The 19,618-nt window shown below is 59.0% G+C and carries 23 protein-coding genes and 1 pseudogene; 9 read left to right on the plus strand and 15 right to left on the minus strand.

Features of this window, described 5'->3' with window-relative positions; all coding sequences use genetic code 11:
• Positions 1-85 precede the first annotated feature (85 nt).
• On the plus strand, positions 86-484 hold the full coding sequence (locus AC1RO5_RS17990) for a hypothetical protein (protein WP_019650546.1): 399 nt from the start codon (positions 86-88) through the stop codon (positions 482-484).
• A gap of 14 nt (positions 485-498) precedes the next feature.
• Positions 499-981, plus strand: a complete 483-nt coding sequence (locus AC1RO5_RS17995) for a GreA/GreB family elongation factor (protein ID WP_033064117.1) — start codon at positions 499-501, stop codon at positions 979-981.
• Positions 982-994: 13 nt separating this feature from the next.
• Here the strand turns inward: AC1RO5_RS17995 and cysB are convergent, their stop codons facing one another.
• The 5 genes from cysB to AC1RO5_RS18020 all read right to left on the minus strand — a co-directional run bounded on the left by cysB (position 995) and on the right by AC1RO5_RS18020 (position 4,952).
• The gene (gene cysB, locus AC1RO5_RS18000) at positions 995-1,969 is read right to left on the minus strand and encodes an HTH-type transcriptional regulator CysB (RefSeq protein ID WP_007899921.1); all 975 of its coding nucleotides are present in this window, start codon (positions 1,967-1,969) and stop codon (positions 995-997) included.
• A 112-nt stretch (positions 1,970-2,081) separates the two neighbouring features.
• A complete protein-coding gene (locus AC1RO5_RS18005) occupies positions 2,082-2,585 on the minus strand; it encodes a universal stress protein (protein WP_007939995.1) in 504 nt (167 codons plus the stop codon).
• A 96-nt stretch (positions 2,586-2,681) separates the two neighbouring features.
• Positions 2,682-3,587 (minus strand): 5'-nucleotidase, encoded by a 906-nt coding sequence (locus AC1RO5_RS18010; protein WP_493176681.1) that lies wholly within the window; start codon positions 3,585-3,587, stop codon positions 2,682-2,684.
• A 25-nt stretch (positions 3,588-3,612) separates the two neighbouring features.
• On the minus strand, positions 3,613-4,569 hold the full coding sequence (locus tag AC1RO5_RS18015) for a putative 2-dehydropantoate 2-reductase (protein WP_493176683.1): 957 nt from the start codon (positions 4,567-4,569) through the stop codon (positions 3,613-3,615).
• Positions 4,566-4,952 carry a thioredoxin family protein gene (locus AC1RO5_RS18020; protein ID WP_007939991.1) on the minus strand — a complete coding sequence of 129 codons (387 nt, stop codon included), beginning with the start codon at positions 4,950-4,952 and terminating at the stop codon, positions 4,566-4,568. The genes AC1RO5_RS18015 and AC1RO5_RS18020 overlap by 4 nt, the downstream gene beginning before the upstream one ends.
• Between AC1RO5_RS18020 and AC1RO5_RS18025 the strand changes: the two genes are divergently transcribed.
• Together AC1RO5_RS18025 and AC1RO5_RS18030 are read left to right on the plus strand one after the other, a co-directional pair.
• Positions 4,951-5,394, plus strand: coding sequence for a PilZ domain-containing protein (locus AC1RO5_RS18025; protein WP_493176685.1), 444 nt, complete (start codon positions 4,951-4,953; stop codon positions 5,392-5,394). The genes AC1RO5_RS18020 and AC1RO5_RS18025 overlap by 2 nt on opposite strands.
• A gap of 189 nt (positions 5,395-5,583) precedes the next feature.
• On the plus strand, positions 5,584-6,660 hold the full coding sequence (locus AC1RO5_RS18030; RefSeq protein WP_493176686.1) for a 3-deoxy-7-phosphoheptulonate synthase: 1,077 nt from the start codon (positions 5,584-5,586) through the stop codon (positions 6,658-6,660).
• A gap of 66 nt (positions 6,661-6,726) precedes the next feature.
• On the opposite strand, the gene AC1RO5_RS18035 is transcribed toward AC1RO5_RS18030, so the two are convergent.
• Positions 6,727-7,008, minus strand: coding sequence for a GNAT family N-acetyltransferase (locus AC1RO5_RS18035; protein WP_007939987.1), 282 nt, complete (start codon positions 7,006-7,008; stop codon positions 6,727-6,729).
• 629 nt (positions 7,009-7,637) lie between these two features.
• On the opposite strand from AC1RO5_RS18035, the gene oprI reads away from it, so the two are divergent.
• A complete protein-coding gene (oprI, locus tag AC1RO5_RS18040; protein ID WP_003172710.1) occupies positions 7,638-7,889 on the plus strand; it encodes an outer membrane lipoprotei OprI in 252 nt (83 codons plus the stop codon).
• A gap of 123 nt (positions 7,890-8,012) precedes the next feature.
• Here the strand turns inward: oprI and AC1RO5_RS18045 are convergent, their stop codons facing one another.
• The 3 genes from AC1RO5_RS18045 to AC1RO5_RS18055 all read right to left on the minus strand — a co-directional run bounded on the left by AC1RO5_RS18045 (position 8,013) and on the right by AC1RO5_RS18055 (position 10,223).
• A complete protein-coding gene (locus tag AC1RO5_RS18045; protein ID WP_493176687.1) occupies positions 8,013-8,984 on the minus strand; it encodes a L,D-transpeptidase family protein in 972 nt (323 codons plus the stop codon).
• Between the two features lie 283 nt (positions 8,985-9,267).
• Positions 9,268-9,561 (minus strand): hypothetical protein, encoded by a 294-nt coding sequence (locus AC1RO5_RS18050; protein WP_007899882.1) that lies wholly within the window; start codon positions 9,559-9,561, stop codon positions 9,268-9,270.
• Positions 9,562-9,617: 56 nt separating this feature from the next.
• Positions 9,618-10,223: an arylesterase gene (locus AC1RO5_RS18055; RefSeq protein WP_172901208.1), complete on the minus strand. Its 606-nt coding sequence runs from the start codon at positions 10,221-10,223 to the stop codon at positions 9,618-9,620.
• Between the two features lie 10 nt (positions 10,224-10,233).
• Between AC1RO5_RS18055 and AC1RO5_RS18060 the strand changes: the two genes are divergently transcribed.
• On the plus strand, positions 10,234-10,917 hold the full coding sequence (locus AC1RO5_RS18060; RefSeq protein WP_007939984.1) for an ABC transporter ATP-binding protein: 684 nt from the start codon (positions 10,234-10,236) through the stop codon (positions 10,915-10,917).
• Positions 10,917-13,421 carry an ABC transporter permease gene (locus AC1RO5_RS18065; protein ID WP_493176689.1) on the plus strand — a complete coding sequence of 835 codons (2,505 nt, stop codon included), beginning with the start codon at positions 10,917-10,919 and terminating at the stop codon, positions 13,419-13,421. The genes AC1RO5_RS18060 and AC1RO5_RS18065 overlap by 1 nt, the downstream gene beginning before the upstream one ends.
• A gap of 100 nt (positions 13,422-13,521) precedes the next feature.
• Here the strand turns inward: AC1RO5_RS18065 and greB are convergent, their stop codons facing one another.
• The 3 genes from greB to AC1RO5_RS18080 are packed head-to-tail and all read right to left on the minus strand — an operon-like array spanning position 13,522 to position 15,591.
• Entirely contained in the window at positions 13,522-13,995 is a 474-nt protein-coding gene (gene greB / locus AC1RO5_RS18070) for a transcription elongation factor GreB (RefSeq protein ID WP_493176690.1), read from the minus strand.
• 13 nt (positions 13,996-14,008) lie between these two features.
• Entirely contained in the window at positions 14,009-15,298 is a 1,290-nt protein-coding gene (locus tag AC1RO5_RS18075) for a type II toxin-antitoxin system HipA family toxin (protein ID WP_493176692.1), read from the minus strand.
• Positions 15,295-15,591, minus strand: a complete 297-nt coding sequence (locus tag AC1RO5_RS18080) for a helix-turn-helix domain-containing protein (protein ID WP_019650537.1) — start codon at positions 15,589-15,591, stop codon at positions 15,295-15,297. Before AC1RO5_RS18080 ends, AC1RO5_RS18075 begins: the two co-directional genes overlap by 4 nt.
• Before the next feature lie 211 nt (positions 15,592-15,802).
• Here AC1RO5_RS18080 and AC1RO5_RS18085 point away from each other — a divergent pair.
• A pseudogene (locus AC1RO5_RS18085) lies at positions 15,803-15,949 on the plus strand (GreA/GreB family elongation factor); the annotation flags it as partial.
• Positions 15,950-15,979: 30 nt separating this feature from the next.
• Here AC1RO5_RS18085 and AC1RO5_RS18090 read toward each other — a convergent pair.
• The 3 genes from AC1RO5_RS18090 to AC1RO5_RS18100 form a co-directional block, all read right to left on the minus strand.
• Positions 15,980-16,288, minus strand: a complete 309-nt coding sequence (locus AC1RO5_RS18090; protein ID WP_007939981.1) for a hypothetical protein — start codon at positions 16,286-16,288, stop codon at positions 15,980-15,982.
• 261 nt (positions 16,289-16,549) lie between these two features.
• The gene (locus AC1RO5_RS18095) at positions 16,550-16,984 is read right to left on the minus strand and encodes a DoxX family protein (RefSeq protein WP_493176695.1); all 435 of its coding nucleotides are present in this window, start codon (positions 16,982-16,984) and stop codon (positions 16,550-16,552) included.
• Positions 16,985-17,087: 103 nt separating this feature from the next.
• Positions 17,088-18,509: an MltF family protein gene (locus AC1RO5_RS18100; RefSeq protein ID WP_493176696.1), complete on the minus strand. Its 1,422-nt coding sequence runs from the start codon at positions 18,507-18,509 to the stop codon at positions 17,088-17,090.
• A gap of 237 nt (positions 18,510-18,746) precedes the next feature.
• Between AC1RO5_RS18100 and AC1RO5_RS18105 the strand changes: the two genes are divergently transcribed.
• A complete protein-coding gene (locus AC1RO5_RS18105) occupies positions 18,747-19,556 on the plus strand; it encodes a TatD family hydrolase (RefSeq protein WP_493176698.1) in 810 nt (269 codons plus the stop codon).
• Positions 19,557-19,618: the final 62 nt, after the last annotated feature.

Below are 19,618 nucleotides of genomic sequence, written 5' to 3' on the forward strand. Positions count from 1 at the left end.
AATTACCCCGCGCAGAAGAGCCGACGACGATTAATCTTCGTGCGACAATCGCCACTCGCCCGCGACCACCCGCCAGGAGGCAGTCATGCCCTACCGTCCCCACCCGCGCCGCTCCATGCCGATCCAGCTCAATGCGCTGCAACTGACCGGCAGCATCGCCCTCGGTTTGTGGCTGGGATTTATCGCGATCGCACTGACCTGTTGGCTCGCCTGGCGCCTGTTGTTCAACGAGCAATTGGCACCCTTGGCCCAAGCGGTGGAACAACTGGCCAAACCGCCGGTGATTGAGCAACCCGCACCACAGAACCCGATGTTCGAACAGTACGAGGAACACCTGCGCAGGAACGACCAGCAACAAATGGTGGAACAGGCCAGAAGCAGTAAACACAATCTGGCCAATCCAAAATGTCAGTTCTGGCTGCAACAAGACCAGACCGCGCCGAGCGAAAAAAGCCGCGCCAACGTCCTGCAATTCTGCGATTGATCATGAAGCTCTCTATGCACAAGCCGACCGTCCACCAACTGATTATCGACAAGCTGCGGATTGATCTCGACATCGCCGAGCGTGCCGCGCAAACCGCTTACGAAACCGCGACCCACGAAGAAAACATAGCCGAAAACAAGTACGACACCCTGGGGCTGGAGGCGTCTTATCTGGCGGCCGGGCAGGCCAGGCGAGTGGAGGAAATCAGGCTGTCATTGACCCTTTGCCAGAACCTGACACTGCGGCCTTATGACGAGCGGCGCGGCATCGAGGTCGGCGCCCTGCTCGGCCTGGAAGACGAAAAGGGTCGCGAACAATGGCTGTTCCTGGCCCCCGACGCAGCCGGGTTGAAGGTTGATCTGGTGGGGCAACTGATTACCGTCATCACCCCTCGCTCGCCGCTGGGCAAAAGCCTGCTGGGCAAGTTCGAAGGGGATGAAGTGGAGATTCTGGTGGCGGGCGCTCGGCAACAGTTTGCTGTCACCGAGGTGGTCTAGCGTCTGTTGACGCTTAATGGACCGGCAGTTCGACGCCGTCGAACAGCTCTTCCAGTTCCTGCTTGTTGTGGCACTGAATGGCCTTGGCCATCACTTCGCGGGTCAGGTGCGGAGCGAACTTTTCGATGAAGTCGCACATGAAGCCACGCAGGAAAGTGCCGCGACGGAAACCGATTTTGGTAATGCTGGATTCAAACAACTCGCTGGCATCGAGCACCACCAGGTCGCTATCGAGCTTGGTATCGACCGCCATTTTCGCCACGATGCCGACGCCCAGCCCCAGACGAACATAAGTCTTGATCACGTCGGCGTCGGCGGCAGTGAACACCACTTTCGGTGTCAGGCCACGATGGCTGAAGGCTTCGTCGAGTTTCGAACGGCCGGTGAAACCGAACACGTACGTCACGATCGGGTATTCGGCCAGGGCTTCGAGGGTCAGCTTCGACAGCTTGGTCAACGGATGGCCTTGAGGCACGACCACGCAGCGGTTCCAGCGATAGCACGGCATCATCACCAGGTCACCGAACAGCTCCAGGGCTTCGGTGGCGATGGCGAAATCGACGGTGCCGTCCGCGGCCATCTCGGCGATCTGCATCGGCGAACCCTGGTGCATGTGCAGGGCAACGTCCGGGTATTGCTTGATGAAATTGCTGATCACCGGCGGCAATGCATAACGCGCCTGGGTGTGGGTGGTGGCGATCGACAGGGTGCCTTTTTTCTCGTTGGAGAATTCCTGGGCGATCTGTTTGATGCTTTCAACTTTGCGCAGGATCTCACCAGCGGTGGTGATGATGCGCTCGCCGGCCGGGGTAACGCGGGTCAGATGCTTGCCGCTGCGGGCGAAAACCTCGACCCCCAATTCGTCTTCCAGCAGACGAATCTGTTTGCTGATGCCCGGTTGCGAGGTGTAGAGGCTTTGGGCTGTAGCAGAAACGTTGAGGTCGTGGTGCGCCACTTCCCAGATGTAGCGCAATTGTTGAAGCTTCATATGAATCCCTCAAAGCAGGTAGACGCCACGGGCATCAGCGACGGTATATAACTATATTAATGGTTCGACCAATAAATCTAGAACTTTTTGTCAAAATGCCATTATTCGTGTTCTAGCGATCCTCTTTGCGGCGACGCTCCACCAGCGGCACCAGATAGACCGGCACCCTGGCCAGTTGCAACACGCGCGCAGCGGTTCGGCCCAACGGCGTTTCCGCGCCAGCACCATGGCTGTGACTTCCTACGATCAGCAAATCGACAGAGAGTTTCTGTGCCTGGTCGAGAATCACCTGCGACGGATCGCCCTGCAGCACTCGCACTGCCTGAATCCGCTGCAAATCCTGCTCTCCTTCATCCCCCAGCTCTTCACGAAAGTTGTCGAGCACCCGTTGCTGAATATTGGCGATCACATTGTTCAGACCCTGACTGTGAAATTCGTTCAAGGCCTTCTCGTCGAGATAGCTCTGCAACACGGATTCGGCAAACAGCCCCATGGGCTCTACCGCGTGTACCACATACAAGTCGGCATTGAATGTTCGAGCCAGTTCCAAGGCATGCTGCATCACCAATGGTGCGTACAGACCCAAGTCAGTGGCATACAGCATCGAACGAATCATATGACCTCCTCGAATGCCAACATGGCGGAGATTGATTCAGCTTAGCAGTGCCGTGGCGAGTGCGGCGCCCGGCGCAACGCATTGAACCGCCGGGCTTTAAACCGACGGCTCGTTACTGATGCCATGGGGCACGTGCCCGGTGGCGACCACTTCACGGGCCAGCTCGCAATGGCCTGCCTGATCGTCGAAAAATACGTCGGCGGCAAAGGCTTCGAGAAAAGCCGATTTGGTCAGGCCGCCAAGAAACAGCGATTCGTCCAGACGAATGTCCCATTCGCGCAAGGTGCGGATCACCCGTTCATGAGCCGGCGCCGATCGCGCGGTCACCAGCGCGGTGCGGATCGGACAGGCATCATCGGGGAACTCGCGCTGCAACAGATTGAGCGCCGCGAGGAAGCCCTTGAACGGCCCGCCACGCAAAGGCTCGCGGGCCGCCTCACGCTCGCTCGCCTGAAACGCCGCCAGGCCTCCCGACTGATAGACCCGCTCCGACTCGTCGGAAAACAGCACCGCGTCACCGTCGAAAGCAATGCGCAATTCGTCGCTGGCGGCGCGACTGGCACCGCCTGACAGAATAGTCGCTGCGGCGAATCCGGCATCCAGCGCATTGCGCACGTCTTCGGCATGGGTCGAAAGAAACAGGTCGCAACCAAAAGCCTTGAGGTACGGATAAGGACTGCGCCCGCCGACGAATGCCGCACGCGAGATCGACAGGCCATAGTGATGAATCGAGTTGAAAACCCGCAGGCCGGTGTCGGCGCTGTTGCGCGACACCAGGATCACCTCGACCCGGGCGCGGCCGAGACGGGTGTTCAGGTTCAGGAGTTTTTCCACCAACGGGAATGCATCGCCGGGCTCGAGAATTTCGTCTTCGTGTTCGATCTGGTACTGCCGATAAGCCTCGACGCCGCTCGACAGATAGACCTTGTGGCTCTCGCTCAAATCGAACAGCGCTCGCGAAGAAATTGCCAGCACCAGTTTGTCGTCTATGACATTTGCCATGCCCTTCCCCCTTCTTTTGACCGACTCAGTGGTTACGTCGGTCGATAAAACTCAAGCTGCGATACAAGGCCTCGATTCGCGGCAACTCACATCCCGCCGCCTTCGCCGCTGCCAGTGGCCGAGTGTAGATGGCGTCCAGTTCCAGCGGCCGCTTGTGCAGAAAATCGTGATGCATGCTCGGCCAGTAGTCGGGCATTTTCTCGGTCATCATGAACAGATAATCGGCGTAACCCGGCGGCATGTCATGACCACAGGCCTTGGCCCCCTGAACAACTTCGGCCATCAAGGCCTGAATCAGCGCGCGGCTGTCGGCATCCGCCATCAACGGCGTGGTGCTGGCCCCAAGCAGCACCGACAGGCCGTTGTAGGGAATATTCCAGACCAGCTTCTGCCAGCGCGCCTGCTGCAGATTCGGCATGGCCTGGGCGTCGATACCGGCAGTGCGGAACAACCCGGCGCCCTCCTCGACGATGTTCATGCGTGCCTGTGCATCGGCGGCAGGGCCACTGTGGTAGCCGACATTCACCGCCCCCAGCGCTTGATGGGTGATGACCCCGGGGCCGACGCGATGGACGCAGATCAGACAAAGCCCGCCCAGCAGGTGCAGTGAATCGGGGAGCAACTCGCGCAGACGGTCTTCGACGTCCAGGCCATTTTGCAGCAACAGCACTTTGGCATCAGGTGCCGCGGCTTGAATAATGGCCGGTGCCAGGTCCTCGTTACTGGTGGTTTTGGCGCCCACCAGCAGCCAGTCACAGGGCGGCATGTCGGCAGCCGACGAATAGGCCTGGACCGGGTTCAAGGTCAGCGGGCCCAACGACGCATGGTCGAGATGCAAGCCGCGTTCGGCCACCGCGGAAAACTCGCTGCGCAACAGAAAATGCACATCGAAACCGGCACGCGCCAGCATCAGCCCGTAGAAACCACCGATCGCGCCGGTCCCGATAATGCCGATTGTCGGCTTGGCGACTGTGCCTGTCATGGCAACTCCTCTGCTGGTCGATTCAGCGCCTGATCCACAGCCTCGTTGAGCGCTGTGCGGGTCAGGCGCGACTGTAGCGCCCCGAAATACTCACCGTCGCGCACCACAAACAGTGCCGGCAAATGAAAGACCCGATAACGCTCGACCACCCCGCCATTGCTCCCGGCATCGATCCAGCACAGCCGATCGACCGCCAGTTCGAGCCTGGGCAACTGCTCACGGGCAAAACGGCAACTGGCGCAGCCGACGCTGGTAAAAATCACCAGTGAAATGCCGCTCATCGCCAGCAACCGTTGGTCGGCGTCGAAATCGGTCAGTTCCGATTCGACCACTATACTGGGAGAAACAGTGTCAAGTGGCCGACACAGGGAGTCCGTGTTCATGAGACGTTATCTTCCTCATCCTGACGATGTGCCCGTCGAATTAACGTTGCTCAAACATGAGTGTATTTCGCGGCAAGAGCTGCACACTATCAGCCTCGGCGGCATGGCTTGCAATTACCACCGCGCGTGGCGCCACGGTACGGCGCTGGAAATACGCATGCCGACGCTGAACCCCGACTTGCGTTTCCTGGGTTATGTGGCGTGGTGTTTGCGACGAAAACGCGGCTATCTGGTGGGGATCGCCTTCGTTGACGAACAGACGCTGTTTTGCGCGCGGATGGGTGAGCAGATCTGCCAGATTGAACGTTACTGTCGCCTGCATGACCCGCACGACGACCTGCAGGATATTCAGGCCCTCGCTCTCGAATGGGTCCAGCATCACGCCGACGAGTTTTCCCACGACACAGTTCGCAAGGCATTTGCACAGCCAGTATCGGGTTAGGGTGCATTCTCCATCAGTTTCCCCGCTGCGGTGGGGAAACTGATGGAGAATGCCCATTAAACCGGTGTCTGCCCATTGTCGAGCCACGGTGTAACGCGCTAAGGTTCTGATCCCCCGACGCGCTTAATTTGCTGTGCTCCGCCGCGCGGGTTCGCTGGCGGCCGGCACCCGTGACCTGACGAGTAAACGATGGCTGATTTACCGATCAACGACCTTAACGTCGCCTCCAACGAGACCCTGATCACTCCCGATCAGCTCAAGCGTGATATTCCTTTGAGCGACGCTGCCCTGCGCACCGTCACCAAGGGCCGCGAAGTCATTCGCAACATTCTTGATGGCACCGACCACCGCCTGTTCGTCGTGATCGGGCCGTGCTCGATCCATGACATCAAGGCTGCCCACGAATACGCCGAGCGCCTGAAAGTGCTCGCGGCCGAAGTGTCCGATACCCTGTATCTGGTCATGCGCGTGTATTTCGAGAAGCCACGCACCACCGTTGGCTGGAAAGGCTTGATCAACGATCCGTACCTGGACGACTCGTTCAAGATTCAGGATGGCCTGCACATCGGTCGTCAGTTGCTGCTGGACCTGGCCGAAATGGGCCTGCCGACCGCGACCGAAGCCCTCGACCCGATCTCCCCGCAATACTTGCAGGACCTGATCAGCTGGTCGGCGATCGGCGCACGCACCACCGAATCCCAAACGCACCGTGAAATGGCTTCCGGCCTGTCCTCGGCCGTCGGCTTCAAGAACGGCACCGATGGCGGCCTGACGGTGGCCATCAACGCCCTGCAATCGGTTTCCAGCCCGCACCGTTTCCTGGGCATCAACCAGGAAGGTGGCGTGTCGATCGTCACCACCAAGGGCAACGCCTACGGTCACGTGGTATTGCGCGGCGGCAACGGCAAGCCGAACTACGATTCGGTCAGCGTCGCGCTCTGCGAGCAAGCGCTGAACAAGGCCAAGATCAAGCTGAACATCATGGTCGATTGCAGCCACGCCAACTCCAACAAGGACCCGGCCCTGCAACCGCTGGTGATGGAGAACGTCGCCAACCAGATTCTCGAGGGCAACCAGTCGATCATCGGCCTGATGGTCGAAAGCCACCTGAACTGGGGCTGCCAGGCAATCCCGAAAGACCTCGCCGACCTGCAATACGGCGTGTCGATCACCGACGCCTGCATCGATTGGACTGCCACTGAAAACACCTTGCGCAGCATGCATGCCAAGCTCAAGGACGTGCTGCCTAAACGCAATCGCAGCTGATCGCCGTTTTGCGCATAAAAAAACGCCAGGTGTGAACCTGGCGTTTTTTTTATGCGTTGGTTTTGCTCATAGCTTGGCGGCATGCCGCTGGTGACGCTCCATGTAGCGCTCCACGTAGGAGCACGATGGAATCACTGTGTAGCCCATTTCATCAGCGTATTGCAGCGCCTGCTCGGTCAAAGCCGCCGCGATGCCGCGACCACGCAACGCGTTGGGCACAAAAGTGCGATAAATATCCAGAGTCTGTTTTCCCAGATCCATATAGGTCAGGTAGGCACGATAACCGTCCACAGTGGTCTCGAACTGATGACCAGCCTGGTCATGGTGGATGGACAACGCCTCGCTCATCACTACTCCTCGCGGGTCTTTAATTCTGACCCCTACCTTACCGATGTTTTTCCGGCGAAGGAACAACTACGCCACCCCGTGCCTGAATGGACACCGAGAGAGCCGCACCAATCTCGCGCAACCGAGCACGTATCAAATAGTAGGCACCATTGGCAAAAATGCTCAAGGGACGCTCGTCATTGTGCATCGGGTGGCGAGTGTTGCCGCGGATTACGCAGGGACGGCTCGACCGAACGGGTCAAAGCCTGAACATTGCCGGATATTGAGACTTAAGACGAGCGCCCTTTGTTTAAGTCACCTCAACATGGATAAAGATATGCGGGCGGCTACGCAAAATTCGAACACAAGTGTAGACAAACACATCTAGACAGACTTTGGCCAAAGCCGAAAAACAGCTGCCGGGCCAGGGAACTTTTTCCCGACGGATCGCTCAGTTCGGGCCTCGTAGCTGGATATTTTTTATACAACGCAGTTAAAAGTTGCTCGAAAAAGAATCAACGCCTACAATTTTTTTTGCTTCTTGCGCTACGTCAGTTTACTTACTACAAGTAATGGGTAGTATGTACGCCGGCTATTTCCTCACTCTGAGGAGACAGCTACTTAATAGAAAGTCCTTGAAGGGGAACACGATGAACAACGTTCTGAAATTCTCTGCTCTGGCTCTGGCCGCAGTTCTGGCTACCGGTTGCAGCAGCGTATCGAAAGAAACTGAAGCACGTCTGACTGCTACTGAAGACGCAGCAGCTCGCTCCCAAGCTCGTGCAGACGAAGCTTACCGTAAAGCTGATGAAGCTCTGGCTGCTGCTCAAAAAGCACAACAGACTGCTGACGAAGCTAACGAGCGTGCTCTGCGCATGCTGGAAAAAGCTAGCCGCAAGTAATAATCCCTCGGGATTGTTATCAAGCCGACCCATTTTTTGGGTCGGCTTTTTTATTGCCTGGGGTTTCTGCAGGCCATAAAAAACCCGCCGATGCGGCCTGCATCGGCGGGTTGCTTTAACGCGTTACTGCTGCAGGTCGATCGGCGCACTCGAGACCATCGGTGCCGACGTATTCGGCACGGCGATTTCCACCGGCAGGCCATCCTCAGCGGCGACCACGTCGCGCACTACATCCCAGTTCATGCGCAAGTTGTTGGTGATGTCCTCACGCTTGAGCATCGCATTGATCACAGCGGTGTGCTTGTCGACCACCGAAGGGTTGCCCTTGTCATCCAGCGGCGTGTGCGCTTCCAGATAGACCTTGCCGCCACTGAGGCCGAACTTGTACGGATCGTTGAGGATGCGCACCGACGTCCCTACTGGCACCATGCCGGCCATTTCCAGCACGTTGTTGTTGAACATGCGGAAGCAACCGTGACTGGTGCGCATGCCAATGCCGAACTTCTTGTTCGAACCGTGGATCAGGTAGCCCGGAGTGCCCAGGGTGAATTTGAACGGCCCCAGCGGGTTATCCGGGCCGGCCGGCACTACGTTCGGCAGTGGGTCGCCATCGGCGGCGTGCTCGGCCTTGATCGACGCTGGAGGGGTCCAGGTCGGGTTCGGCGTCTTGGCGACGATGCTGGTGTGGGCAATCGGCGAGCCCCAGCCTTCACGGCCGATACCCAGCGGGAAGGTGTACACCACGTTCCGGCCTTTCGGGTAGTAGTAGAGGCGGTATTCAGCCAGGTTGATGACGATGCCTTCACGCGGGCCAGGCGGCAGGATGAAGCGCGTCGGCAGGACGATTTCGGTACCGGCACCCGGCAGCCATGGATCGACGCCAGGGTTGGCCGCGACCATCTCCGAATAGCCCAGATCGTAGGTGGTGCCAAGGTCGGCGAAGGTGTCTTCGTACTTGGCCTTGATCACTTGCACCTGGCCGACGATATCTTCACCGGGTGGTGGCAGGGGCAACTCCAATGCTGCAACAGGACCCGCCACGCAGAGGGCGGCAAGAGACAGGCAGCGGGTGACGGCGGGAAAGCGCGGCAACATCCGGAAAATCCTTCGCATGATCGACAAGGGTATAAAAATCCGATTGTACACCGCCGCCCGTTATTTCGGGGAGATGCAAGACCTGCGGCAAGGGGGATTGCCTGTGGTGGGAGCCTTACTGTGGCGAGGGAGCTTGCTCCCGTCGGACTGCGAAGCAGGCCCAAATTCCGATCACCGGGTCCTGCAGTCAAAACGCGTTTACCGGTTTCGCGACGGCTACGCCGCCGAACGGGAGCAAGCTCCCTCGCCACAGGAAAGCCCCCTCACCAAAAGACCACAAGGTCTACAGCTCGAACCGCAACTCAGGCCAGATCGGCGAGGTGCCGCGTTTTTGCGACTCCAGAATGGCTCGGCACAGCGAGCACAGGCGCTGGTCCTGGAACACCGTGCGGTCGACGCTCGACCAGCGCGGTTGCGCCGGCAACAGGCTGCCGCACAGGGTTCGGTCGGCCGAACCGCCCAGCTCCAGCTGACGGGTCACCAGATGCACCCGCACTTCCTGGCAGGCGAACAGATCCAGCTGTTCGTCAGGCTCGATCAGTTGATAGGCAAAAAGGGACCAGGCAGGACGCGGCATCGGGGGCTCCAAATCGGGGGCGCCACCTTAGCCGAAACACCGCCGCTAGAAAAGCGTCAAAGCAGCGGTTTCAGTGTCGGCCAGACATTTTCCAGCAACTTGCCCTGAGCCCCCGCCGCCGGGTGCAGGCCGTCGGATTGCATCAGGTCCGGATGACCGCCCACGCCGTCGAGAAAAAACGGCACCAGCGGGATTTTTTTCTCGTCGGCCACCTTGGTGAAAACCTCGGCGAACGCCTGGGTGTAACGCACACCGTAATTGGGTGGCAATTGCATACCCAGCAACAGCACCTTGGCGCCACTGACGCGGGAGCTGTCGATCATCGACGCAAGATTTTGTTGCAATTGTGTTGGCGGCATTCCGCGCAAGCCGTCATTACCTCCCAACTCAAGGATGACGAGCTCAGGTTTATGCTCTGCAAGCAGCGCCGGCAGGCGTGCCCGGCCTCCGGCACTGGTGTCGCCACTGATAGACGCATTGACCACCTTATCGTCGAAACCCTCGCGCTTGAGCCGTTGCTCGAGCAACGACACCCACCCCACCCGGGTATCCAGGCCGAAACCGGCGCTGATACTATCGCCAACGATCAGGACTGTACCCGCCGCTGCGTTCTGGGCCATGCACATCAAGGCCAGGCCAGCACTCAAAAACCACACACGCATCGGATTCTCCATGGGCGCAAGCATTCTCACCGCGAAGAACCTCAGCAAAGTGGTTCCCAGCGCGGAAGGTGAACTGACTATCCTGCACGAACTCAGCCTGGAACTGAACAAGGGCGACAGCCTGGCCATCGTCGGCGCCTCCGGTTCCGGCAAATCCACCCTCCTCGGCCTGCTGGCCGGCCTCGACCTGCCGAGCAGCGGCGAAGTCACTCTCGCCGGCCAAGGCCTGAGCAATCTCGACGAAGACCAGCGCGCGCGCATTCGCGCCGAGCACGTGGGGTTTGTCTTCCAGTCCTTTCAACTGCTCGACAGCCTCAACGCCCTGGAAAATGTCATGCTGCCGCTGGAACTCGATGGCCGCAAAGACGCCCGTGAGCGTGCCACCGAGCTGTTGCAACGGGTCGGCCTGGGTCAACGCCTCACCCACTCGCCGCGCCAGCTCTCCGGCGGCGAACAGCAGCGCGTGGCGATTGCCCGAGCTTTCGCCGCCGAACCCGATGTGTTGTTCGCCGATGAGCCCACCGGCAACCTCGACAGCCACACCGGCGAGCGCATCAGCGATCTGCTGTTCGAACTCAACAAGGAACGCGGCACCACCCTGGTGCTGGTGACCCACGACGAACGCCTGGCACATCGCTGCCGGCGCCTGATCCGCCTTGAAGCCGGCCTGCTGGTCGCCCCTCTGGAGCCTTGATGGCACGCCTGCCGCTGTTGCGCCTGTTCAGTCTCGCTATCCGTCAACTGCTGCGCGATGCCCGCGCCGGTGAGTTGCGTGTGTTGTTCTTCGCCTTGCTGGTGGCCGTGGCGGCGAGTACCGCCATCGGTTACTTCGGCGCCCGCCTGAACGGCGCCATGATGCTGCGCGCCACCGAGTTTCTCGGCGCCGACCTGTTGCTGGAAGGCAGTTCGCCGGCGCGGCCGGAACAGATCAAAAGTGGCACAGAGCTGGGCCTTGAACACGCTCAGGTGGTGGAATTTTCCAGTGTCATCGCCACCGACAACGGCATTCAGTTGTCCAGCATCAAAGCCGCCGATGACGTCTACCCGTTGCGCGGCGAACTGAAAAGCGCCCCCGCGCCGTTCGCGCAAGAAGAACCCGGTGGCGGTCCGAAACCCGGCGAAGCCTGGGTTGAAGCGCGACTGCTGACTGCACTGGACTTGAAGATCGGCGACAAAATCGACGTCGGCATGAAAACCCTGAAACTGGCGCGGGTGCTGACCTACGAACCGGATCGCGCCGGTAACTTCTACAGCCTGACGCCACGGGTGCTGATCAATCTCAACGACCTAGAGGCGACCGGCGTGGTGCAACCCGGCAGCCGGGTCAGTTACCGCGAACTCTGGCGCGGCAACGCCCAGGCGCTGGAAACCTATCGTCAACTGATCAAGCCAGGCCTGGCCGCCAACCAGCGCATCCAGGATGCCCGCGATGGCAACCGGCAGATCGGCGGTGCCTTGGGCAAGGCCGAACGTTACTTGAACATGGCCAGTTTGGTGGCGGTGTTGCTGTCCGGTGTGGCGGTGGCGCTGTCGGCGACACGCTTCGCCACCCGCCGATTCGATGCCAGTGCCTTGCTGCGCTGCCTGGGTCTGTCCCGTCGGGAAACCATGGTGCTGTTCAGTCTGCAACTGACGGTACTCGGACTGCTCGCCAGCATCAGCGGCGCCCTGCTCGGCTGGCTGGCTCAGCTCGGGCTGTTCGCGCTGCTGCATGATTTACTGCCGACAGACGTTCCACCGGGAGGCCTGTTGCCGGCCATCGCCGGGATCGGCACCGGGCTGGTCGCGCTGGCCGGTTTCGCCCTGCCGCCATTGGCCGCTTTGGGCCGAGTCCCACCGCTACGGGTATTGCGCCGGGACATGCTGCCGATTCCGTCCAGCACCTGGATGGTTTATGGCGCGGCATTGGGCGCCCTCGGCCTGATCATGTGGCGCCTGAGCCTCGACCTGGTGCTGACCTTCGCCCTGCTCGGCGGCGGTGTGATCGCGGCGCTGGTGCTTGGCGGTTTGCTCTTGCTACTGCTCAAGAGCCTGCGCCGGATGCTGGCGCGCGCCTCATTGCCATGGCGCCTGGGGTTGGGCCAACTGTTGCGCCATCCACTGGCGGCAGCGGGTCAATCCCTGGCCTTCGGCTTGATTCTGCTGTCCATGACGCTGATCGCTTTGCTGCGTGGCGAGTTGCTCGACACCTGGCAAAACCAATTGCCGAAAAACGCCCCGAATTATTTCGCCCTGAACATTTTACCGGCGGACAAACAGGCCTTTAGCGATCGGCTGATGGAGCTGTCGGCCCAATCGGCGCCGCTGTACCCGGTGGTGCCGGGACGGCTGATCAGCATCAATGGCCAACCGGTGCAGGAAATCGTCAGCAAGGATTCGGCCGGTGACCGAGCCATTCAACGCGACCTGAGCCTGACCTGGGCGGCAGACCTGCCAGCGGGCAACAAGCTCACCGCCGGCAACTGGTGGGATCAGCAACCGGCGGATGAAGTACCCGGTGTTTCGGTGGAAGGTAAAGTCGCCGAAAGCCTCAAGCTCAAGCTCGGCGATCACATGGTGTTTAGCGTTGGGGGGGTCAATCGGGAGGCGAAAGTCACCAGCCTGCGGGAGATCAACTGGGACAACTTCCAGCCGAACTTTTTCATGATCTTCCAGCCCGGCACCCTGAAGGACTTGCCGGCGACCTACCTGACCAGTTTCTATCTGGCGCCCGGTCACGATCAGCAGATCGTCGACCTGTCCCGCAGCTTTCCGGCAGTGACCATTCTGCAAGTCGAAGCGTTGCTGGAGCAGTTACGCAGCATCCTCGCGCAAGTGACCCTGGCGGTCGAATACGTGCTGTTGTTCGTGCTCGCGGCGGGGATGGCGGTGTTGTTCTCCGGCTTGCAGGCAACCCTCGATGAACGTATTCGCCAAGGCGCGTTGCTGCGAGCGCTGGGCGCCGAGCGGCAGTTGCTGGTCAGGGCCCGGCGGATCGAGTTCGGTTTGCTCGGAGCGGTCAGCGGGCTATTGGCGGCATTGGGTTCGGAACTGGTGAGCCTGGTGCTCTACCGCTACGCCTTCGACCTGCCCTGGCATCCGCATCCATGGCTGTTGGTGTTGCCGCTGATTGGCGCCGTGCTGATCGGCGGTGCCGGTGTGTTCGGCACACGCCGCGCCTTAAATGCCAGCCCGCTGACAGTCTTGCGCGAGGGTTGATAGTTCATCAAGTATCAGTCACCACGAGCCGTTATCGCCCTCCCCCGCAGGGCGATCGCTCGGAAAATGCCGAGTACACCCTATGCCCCTGCCTTTCATACTATTTCGAGTATCTGATCTCGTTTATCCACCACAACATTTCTCCACTCGGAGTCTGCACAACGGCCTCATCCCCCACCTCTTTCTTCAAAAGCGCACGCGCCATCGGTGAATCGATGGAGATGTAATCGTTGCGTCCGTAGATTTCGTCATACCCCACAACCCTGAATTTCTTGATTTCACCTGCCTCGTTTTCGATCTCGACCCAAGCCCCAAAAAAGACCCTGCCCTCCTGCTCAGGTGAGTACGCAACCACCCGGACATCTTCAAGGCGCTTGCGAAGGTACCGAACACGCCGGTCGATTTCCCGGAGCAGCTTCTTGTTGTATTGGTAATCCGCGTTTTCGCTACGGTCGCCGAGCGACGCCGCCCAAGTGACCTTGCGCGTGGTGTCAGGGCGCTTTTCCCGCCAAAGGTAGTCGAGCTCTTGCTTCAGAGCCTCATGACCTTCCTGTGTGATGATGTTCGTACTCAAGATGGATTTCTCATTAACGATTTATCTCCTCGAAGCGCACCCTGGCATCACTGAGAACCCGGTGAATTGCAGCCCCCGCAGACTTAGGAATTTTCAGTGCCCTGAGCACACGATCCCATTCATCAAGCGCCGCGAGGGTTTGGTCGATGTATTCATCAGGCTTGAGGTACTTGTAATCCTTGCACAGATCTCTGATGACCTTTCGTGTCGGTTTACCATGACCTGAAAATGCAGTGGAGTGCTCGCCCATCCCATTGGAAAAAGTAAGGTCGTACGCTGGAGACAGCCTCCAGACTCCCTGCCCATTTTTGTCCTGAGGTTCGTGATACAGGAACGCAAAGTTTTTGGTGTGATCGTCGTAGTTGTGGAACACCGCATTGAAGATCATGAGCCTTGCCATTTTCTCAACCTCGGCAGCGCTTTTCGTCAGCGCGCTTGTCACCTTGAGTATCTGGCTGTAATCCATCGTCGGCGCCCGGAAGTCTGCGTAGACCAACGCAGAGAGGGTAATCATATGAATCCTGCGATCGCCATCACGGTCGAAACGTTGGGCTGCGAAGAATCGCTCAAGTCCGCCCTGACGCATCTGCACCTCCAGCAGTGCCGTATGCGCCATATTCACCCCGGCCTTTCTGGCCATCACCGCATACGCTTGCTCGATCCCGCCAGTCTCCAAAGGCTCATTCAGAGACCTGAACTTCACAATCCAGTGAGCGTATCCAGGTGGAAGCTGGCCAAAAGCTGAAGTCGCAGTCTCAAGATCGTGTGACAGTGCTGCGATTGCTTTGGGGCGAGCACCACCGGGGGAGCCACCCGCCAAGCGTAACCCTTTGAGCACTCCTGGGGTGTCTCCTTGTTGTACCTCGACAGATGCTTCGAATAGGCGAGCAAGATTCACTGACTCGGCGGCGACCTTTTCTGTTTTGGGATGGTACTCAAAGATTCCCATGGCTCGATCCCCCATATAGGCCAGCCGATCCAGCGGACTGAGCGTTAGCGAGGTGCCTGCTCCGAAGGTCGCGTCGAAGAATCTATCCATCAGCAGAAGCCCCCAACCGTCCGGCAAGGAATCTGCAAATGGGCCATGCAGGCCCTTGAACAAACGACTTTCACGAGCGAGCTGTGGCTTGTCATCGAATGTCATCGTCAAGGGAGAAAGGTCGAACCCCTTGGCCAGCCATTCTTTGTCATACACAAAGTAGATGCCTTTCCCCTCGACACGGTTCAATTCGCCAACCATTACGCCATTGGCGGTAACGCTAAGCGATTCGGTGGGCTTGAACCTGGGGATAGGCGAGCTCATTTGGTGCCTCGTTTACGCTTAAGATTTTTTAGCTCGTCGATTGAGCCTGGATGCGAGGGTTTAAAAAGACTCATCACCGGCGTTAGCTCATCGAGCGCCGTGGCCAGGAGAATCATGGACTCAAGGGTGATCGAGCCTGAGCGCTCGAACCGCTTGATGGAGGACTCAGACACTCCAGATTGCTCAGCCAAGGTTTTGCGGGAAAGATTCTTGGACAGGCGCAACGATTCGGCATTTTTCCCCAGTTCGCGTGCGATTTCCGCTGGGCTGTACAAAAAATGCATAAGTGACATAGCTTACTCCGAGCACACAATTGGTCATAACTGACTCATTACGACCAATAATATCCAACAAAGGGTCTATTTTGACCAGCTGAATAAATAACAAGGCATGTAGTTTGTTACAACAATGGTCATATCTGACCAATTGAAGTCAAAAAACACGAAGAAAAGGTCTGATACGACCAATAGTATAGAATATTGGCCAACTGATTCAGACTTGAAAGATAAGCTGGATTTGAAACCGAATCTGATCAGCATCGACTCGCCGCTGGCTCGCGCCTTGATCGGCAAGGCACTGGACGCCGAAGTGCGAGTGCAGACGCCGACCGGTGAACAGTGCGTGTATATCGTGGCGATCGACTATTTTTGAGCCGCGGCCTAAGCCGCAGCGCCCTGAGCCTCAGCAGCGGGCAATCAGCCCTTGGCGCGCGACGCGGGTCAGTTGCCTGATCACTTCAGGCGCGTCCTCGGCGCTGGGCGCCTGAATCACCGCCAGATCGAAACTGTCAGTCGCGAAGCGCTCCAGCGACTCGCCATCTTCGACAAACTGGATCAGGAATGCTGCCGGACCGCCGGTGCGACGTGGCCAGCCATCGAGGTAACGCAACAGCGTCGGCTGATGTTTACCGCCAAGCAGGATTTTTGGATTGCGCTGGGTGAGATGTGCCGTGATTGGCGCGGGGCGTACAACGGGGTTCAATGCATTCATTGTGTCGTGTCTCTGCCTCAAAAGTCTGCATGGCAGGTGAGAGGCAACACCGAACCAGCGCTTTAGCGGTATTTCGAAGCCTGTTTCAAGCTTCTATCGGCAACTGAATGAGTCACCTGGCGCCCCGCAAGTAGCTGTTTAAATCGGCGCATGAGCAGCATCCTAGAGAAGCTGACCGGACAGTGTCAAGAATCACCAGCAACAAAAAAAGGTCCGCACAGTGCATCACACTGTGCGGACCTTTTCGTTGAGCCAGAGCGGTCAGTCGGCGATGGCGCGGTCGACCGAGAGCTTGCCTGCGCCTTCGATCAGCACTGCGAGGCTGCCACCGAGCAAGGCCAGGGCGAATTCATAACCGTTGTTGGCCATGAACAGACCGTTGCTGATGTGCACCGAGAAAATAGCGACCAGCGAGAGGAAGGTCAGCCCCAACGCCGCCGGACGTACCAGCAGGCCGATGATCAGCGCCAGACCACCGAAGAATTCGGTACCACCGGACAGGATCGCCATCAGGTGACCGGGCGCCAATCCAATGCTTTCCATGTACTGCGCAGTGCCGGCAATGCCGTAGCCACCGAATGCTCCGAAGAGTTTCTGTGAGCCGTGGGCCGCGAAGATGATGCCGACGAAAATTCGCAGAATCGTCAGGCCGTAGCCAGCGCGGGTAGACAGTACCTTGTTGATCAGTGTGCTCATGCTGTGTCATCCATTGTGAGAGTGTGTTGGTTGGTCGCCATATTAATCGGTTTATCTCATGTTAAAAGCGCAAAAAACGCACCATAACAATCAGATTAGTCGATCATTTACGTAAGGCAACTTTCTGCCCCTGAGGCTCCAACGACTCCCGCTCCCGATCGAACGCCAGGTAATACTTGTTCACGCTATTAACATAGCTGACAGCCCCCATTCCCACCTGCTCCATGGCGATGCGCTCAACCTGGAAAAACCACTGATTAGGATTCAGGCCGCGCCGCCGAGCCTCGGCCCGCATGCCCTGGACCCGCTCCGGCCCCATGTTGTAGGCCGCCAGCACGAACGCCATGCGCTCGCGTTCGTTGAGTTTGGGGCTGGCAAAAAACTTGCGGCGGATCATCGCCAGGTACTTGGCGCCGGCCTGCACATTGGCATCGAGATTCTGAATGCCACTGACGCCAACCCGTTGGGCGGCGGAGGGTGTTATTTGCATCAGGCCGGTGGGGCCACTGCCATTTCTGGCGCTGGGTTGCAGCGCTGATTCCTTGAAGGCCAGCGCGGCCAGGTTCAGCCAGTCCATGTCCTGGGCTTGAGCGTGTTTTTGCAGCACCGGTCGAAGTTTTTCCAGACGCTGACGATCGGCCTTGGCCAAGGGATAGTGCACTTGATACAGGCGCCGGTAGATCCGCAGGAACGCCGCATCCTGGTCCGACGGTTGCTTGTAGGTGGTCAGGAAACGGTCGATGCTCGCCCGCAGCATCGAGGCGTCGCGACGTACGAACCAGTATTCCTCACCCGGCTCGCTGATGAGGACCTGTCGATCGAAGCGCAACTTGGGCAGGATCTTGCCCCAGCGCTCGGCGATCGGTTGCTCGACGATGGTCAGATGGAAGATCCCGCCCTGGACCATTTCCAACACGTCCTCGACGGCCAGGCTTGGGTCGACCCACTCGATCTTCACCGGGGGCAGTTTATGCAGCGCGAGCTTCTGATTGATCTGGCTGACCGCATCCCCGGCAGCACTGCCGGTGGGCAGCGCGAGGGTTTTACCTGAGAGTTGTTCGAGGTGGGTGTAACGTCGCTCGCCTTTGATCCCCACCAGCAGCAACGGCACGTTGCTGGCAATTGGCTCACTGGTGCTGACCGCGTGCCCCGATTGCGGATCAAGCAATTCCCCCGGCGCGACCAGATCACCCTCCCCGCGCTGCAACGCGCCGAGCAGTTGATCCTTGGCTTTGGGAATGATCTTGAGGGTGATTTCCTGGCCATCACGGGCGTGGCCATTAAGGTATTGCTCGAAAGCCCGCAGGCGGTGGTATTCGACGCCGATGGTCTGGCCCTGGACTTCGCCGGAGCTGTTGCGACTCTGGTTGACCAGCACCCGCAGCACACGACTGCTGCGAATCTCCGCCAGGTCACGGACCTGGGCTGCCGGCACGGCTTGCAACGGCCCGGCCAGACGCGCAACCGCCGGTATCGGCAGCAGCAACGAACAACACAGCAGTAACAAAACCGAGGGACGTGTCATCCACTCTCCGGAAAGAATACTGGCCAACCTCATGAGTGATTTCATGACATCAGGCAACAGAAACAGAGCGCTTGAAGCGCTGATAAAGTGCGAGAGAGTGGCACAGTGATGGCAACTCTACCAACCCCGACCTGCCTCGCGGCCTCAACAGACAGCTTTAACTCGTTGTAGTTCTTGGCTTTTCTTATAAATCTACAGCTCTGATATGCTTTCCGGCCTTTGGTCCGAGGTAGCACCATGCAACTCATCGATATCGGCGTCAACCTGACCAACCCCAGTTTTGCCGACAAACACCAGGCTGTACTCGACCGTGCCTACGCTGCCGGGGTCTGCCAACTGGTGCTTACCGGGACCAGCGTCGAGGGCAGCGAACAGGCCCTGGAACTGTGCCGGCAACTGGACGAAAGCGCTCAACGACTGTTCGCCACGGCCGGCATTCACCCGCACTCGGCCAGCGACTGGAACGCCGACAGCGCCCAGCGTCTGCGCAGTTTGCTCAAGGAGCCGAACGTGGTGGCCGTGGGTGAATGCGGCCTCGATTTCAATCGTGATTTCTCGCCCCGCCCGCAACAGGAAAAAGTCCTCGAAGAACATCTGGCAATGGCAGTCGAACTGCAACTGCCGGTGTTCCTGCACGAGCGCGACGCCAGTCAACGGCTGCTGGAGATCCTGCGTGATTACCGCGACCGGTTGCCGGCTGCCGTGGTGCACTGCTTCACCGGGGAAAAGAAGGCGCTGTTCAGCTATCTCGATCTGGACTTGCACATCGGCATCACTGGCTGGATCTGCGACGAACGCCGGGGCACTCACCTGCATCCGTTGGTCAAGGAGATTAAACGCGGGCGCTTGATGCTGGAGAGCGACGCGCCGTATCTGCTGCCCCGCAGCTTGCGCCCCAAGCCGAAGAACGGTCGCAACGAGCCGGCGTATCTGACTGAAGTGTTGCGTGAAGTGGCGTTGCATCGTGGGGAAAGCATGGAAGATCTCGCTGCCCACAGCACCGCCAGCGCGCGGGCGTTCTTTGGCTTGCCGTCGATCCCCCAGTAACCACAAATCCCCTCTGGGAGCTTGTGTGGCGAGGGGGCTTGCCCCCGTTGGGTCGCGAAGCG

The organism is Pseudomonas sp. GW822-FHT02G04, assembly GCF_058802085.1.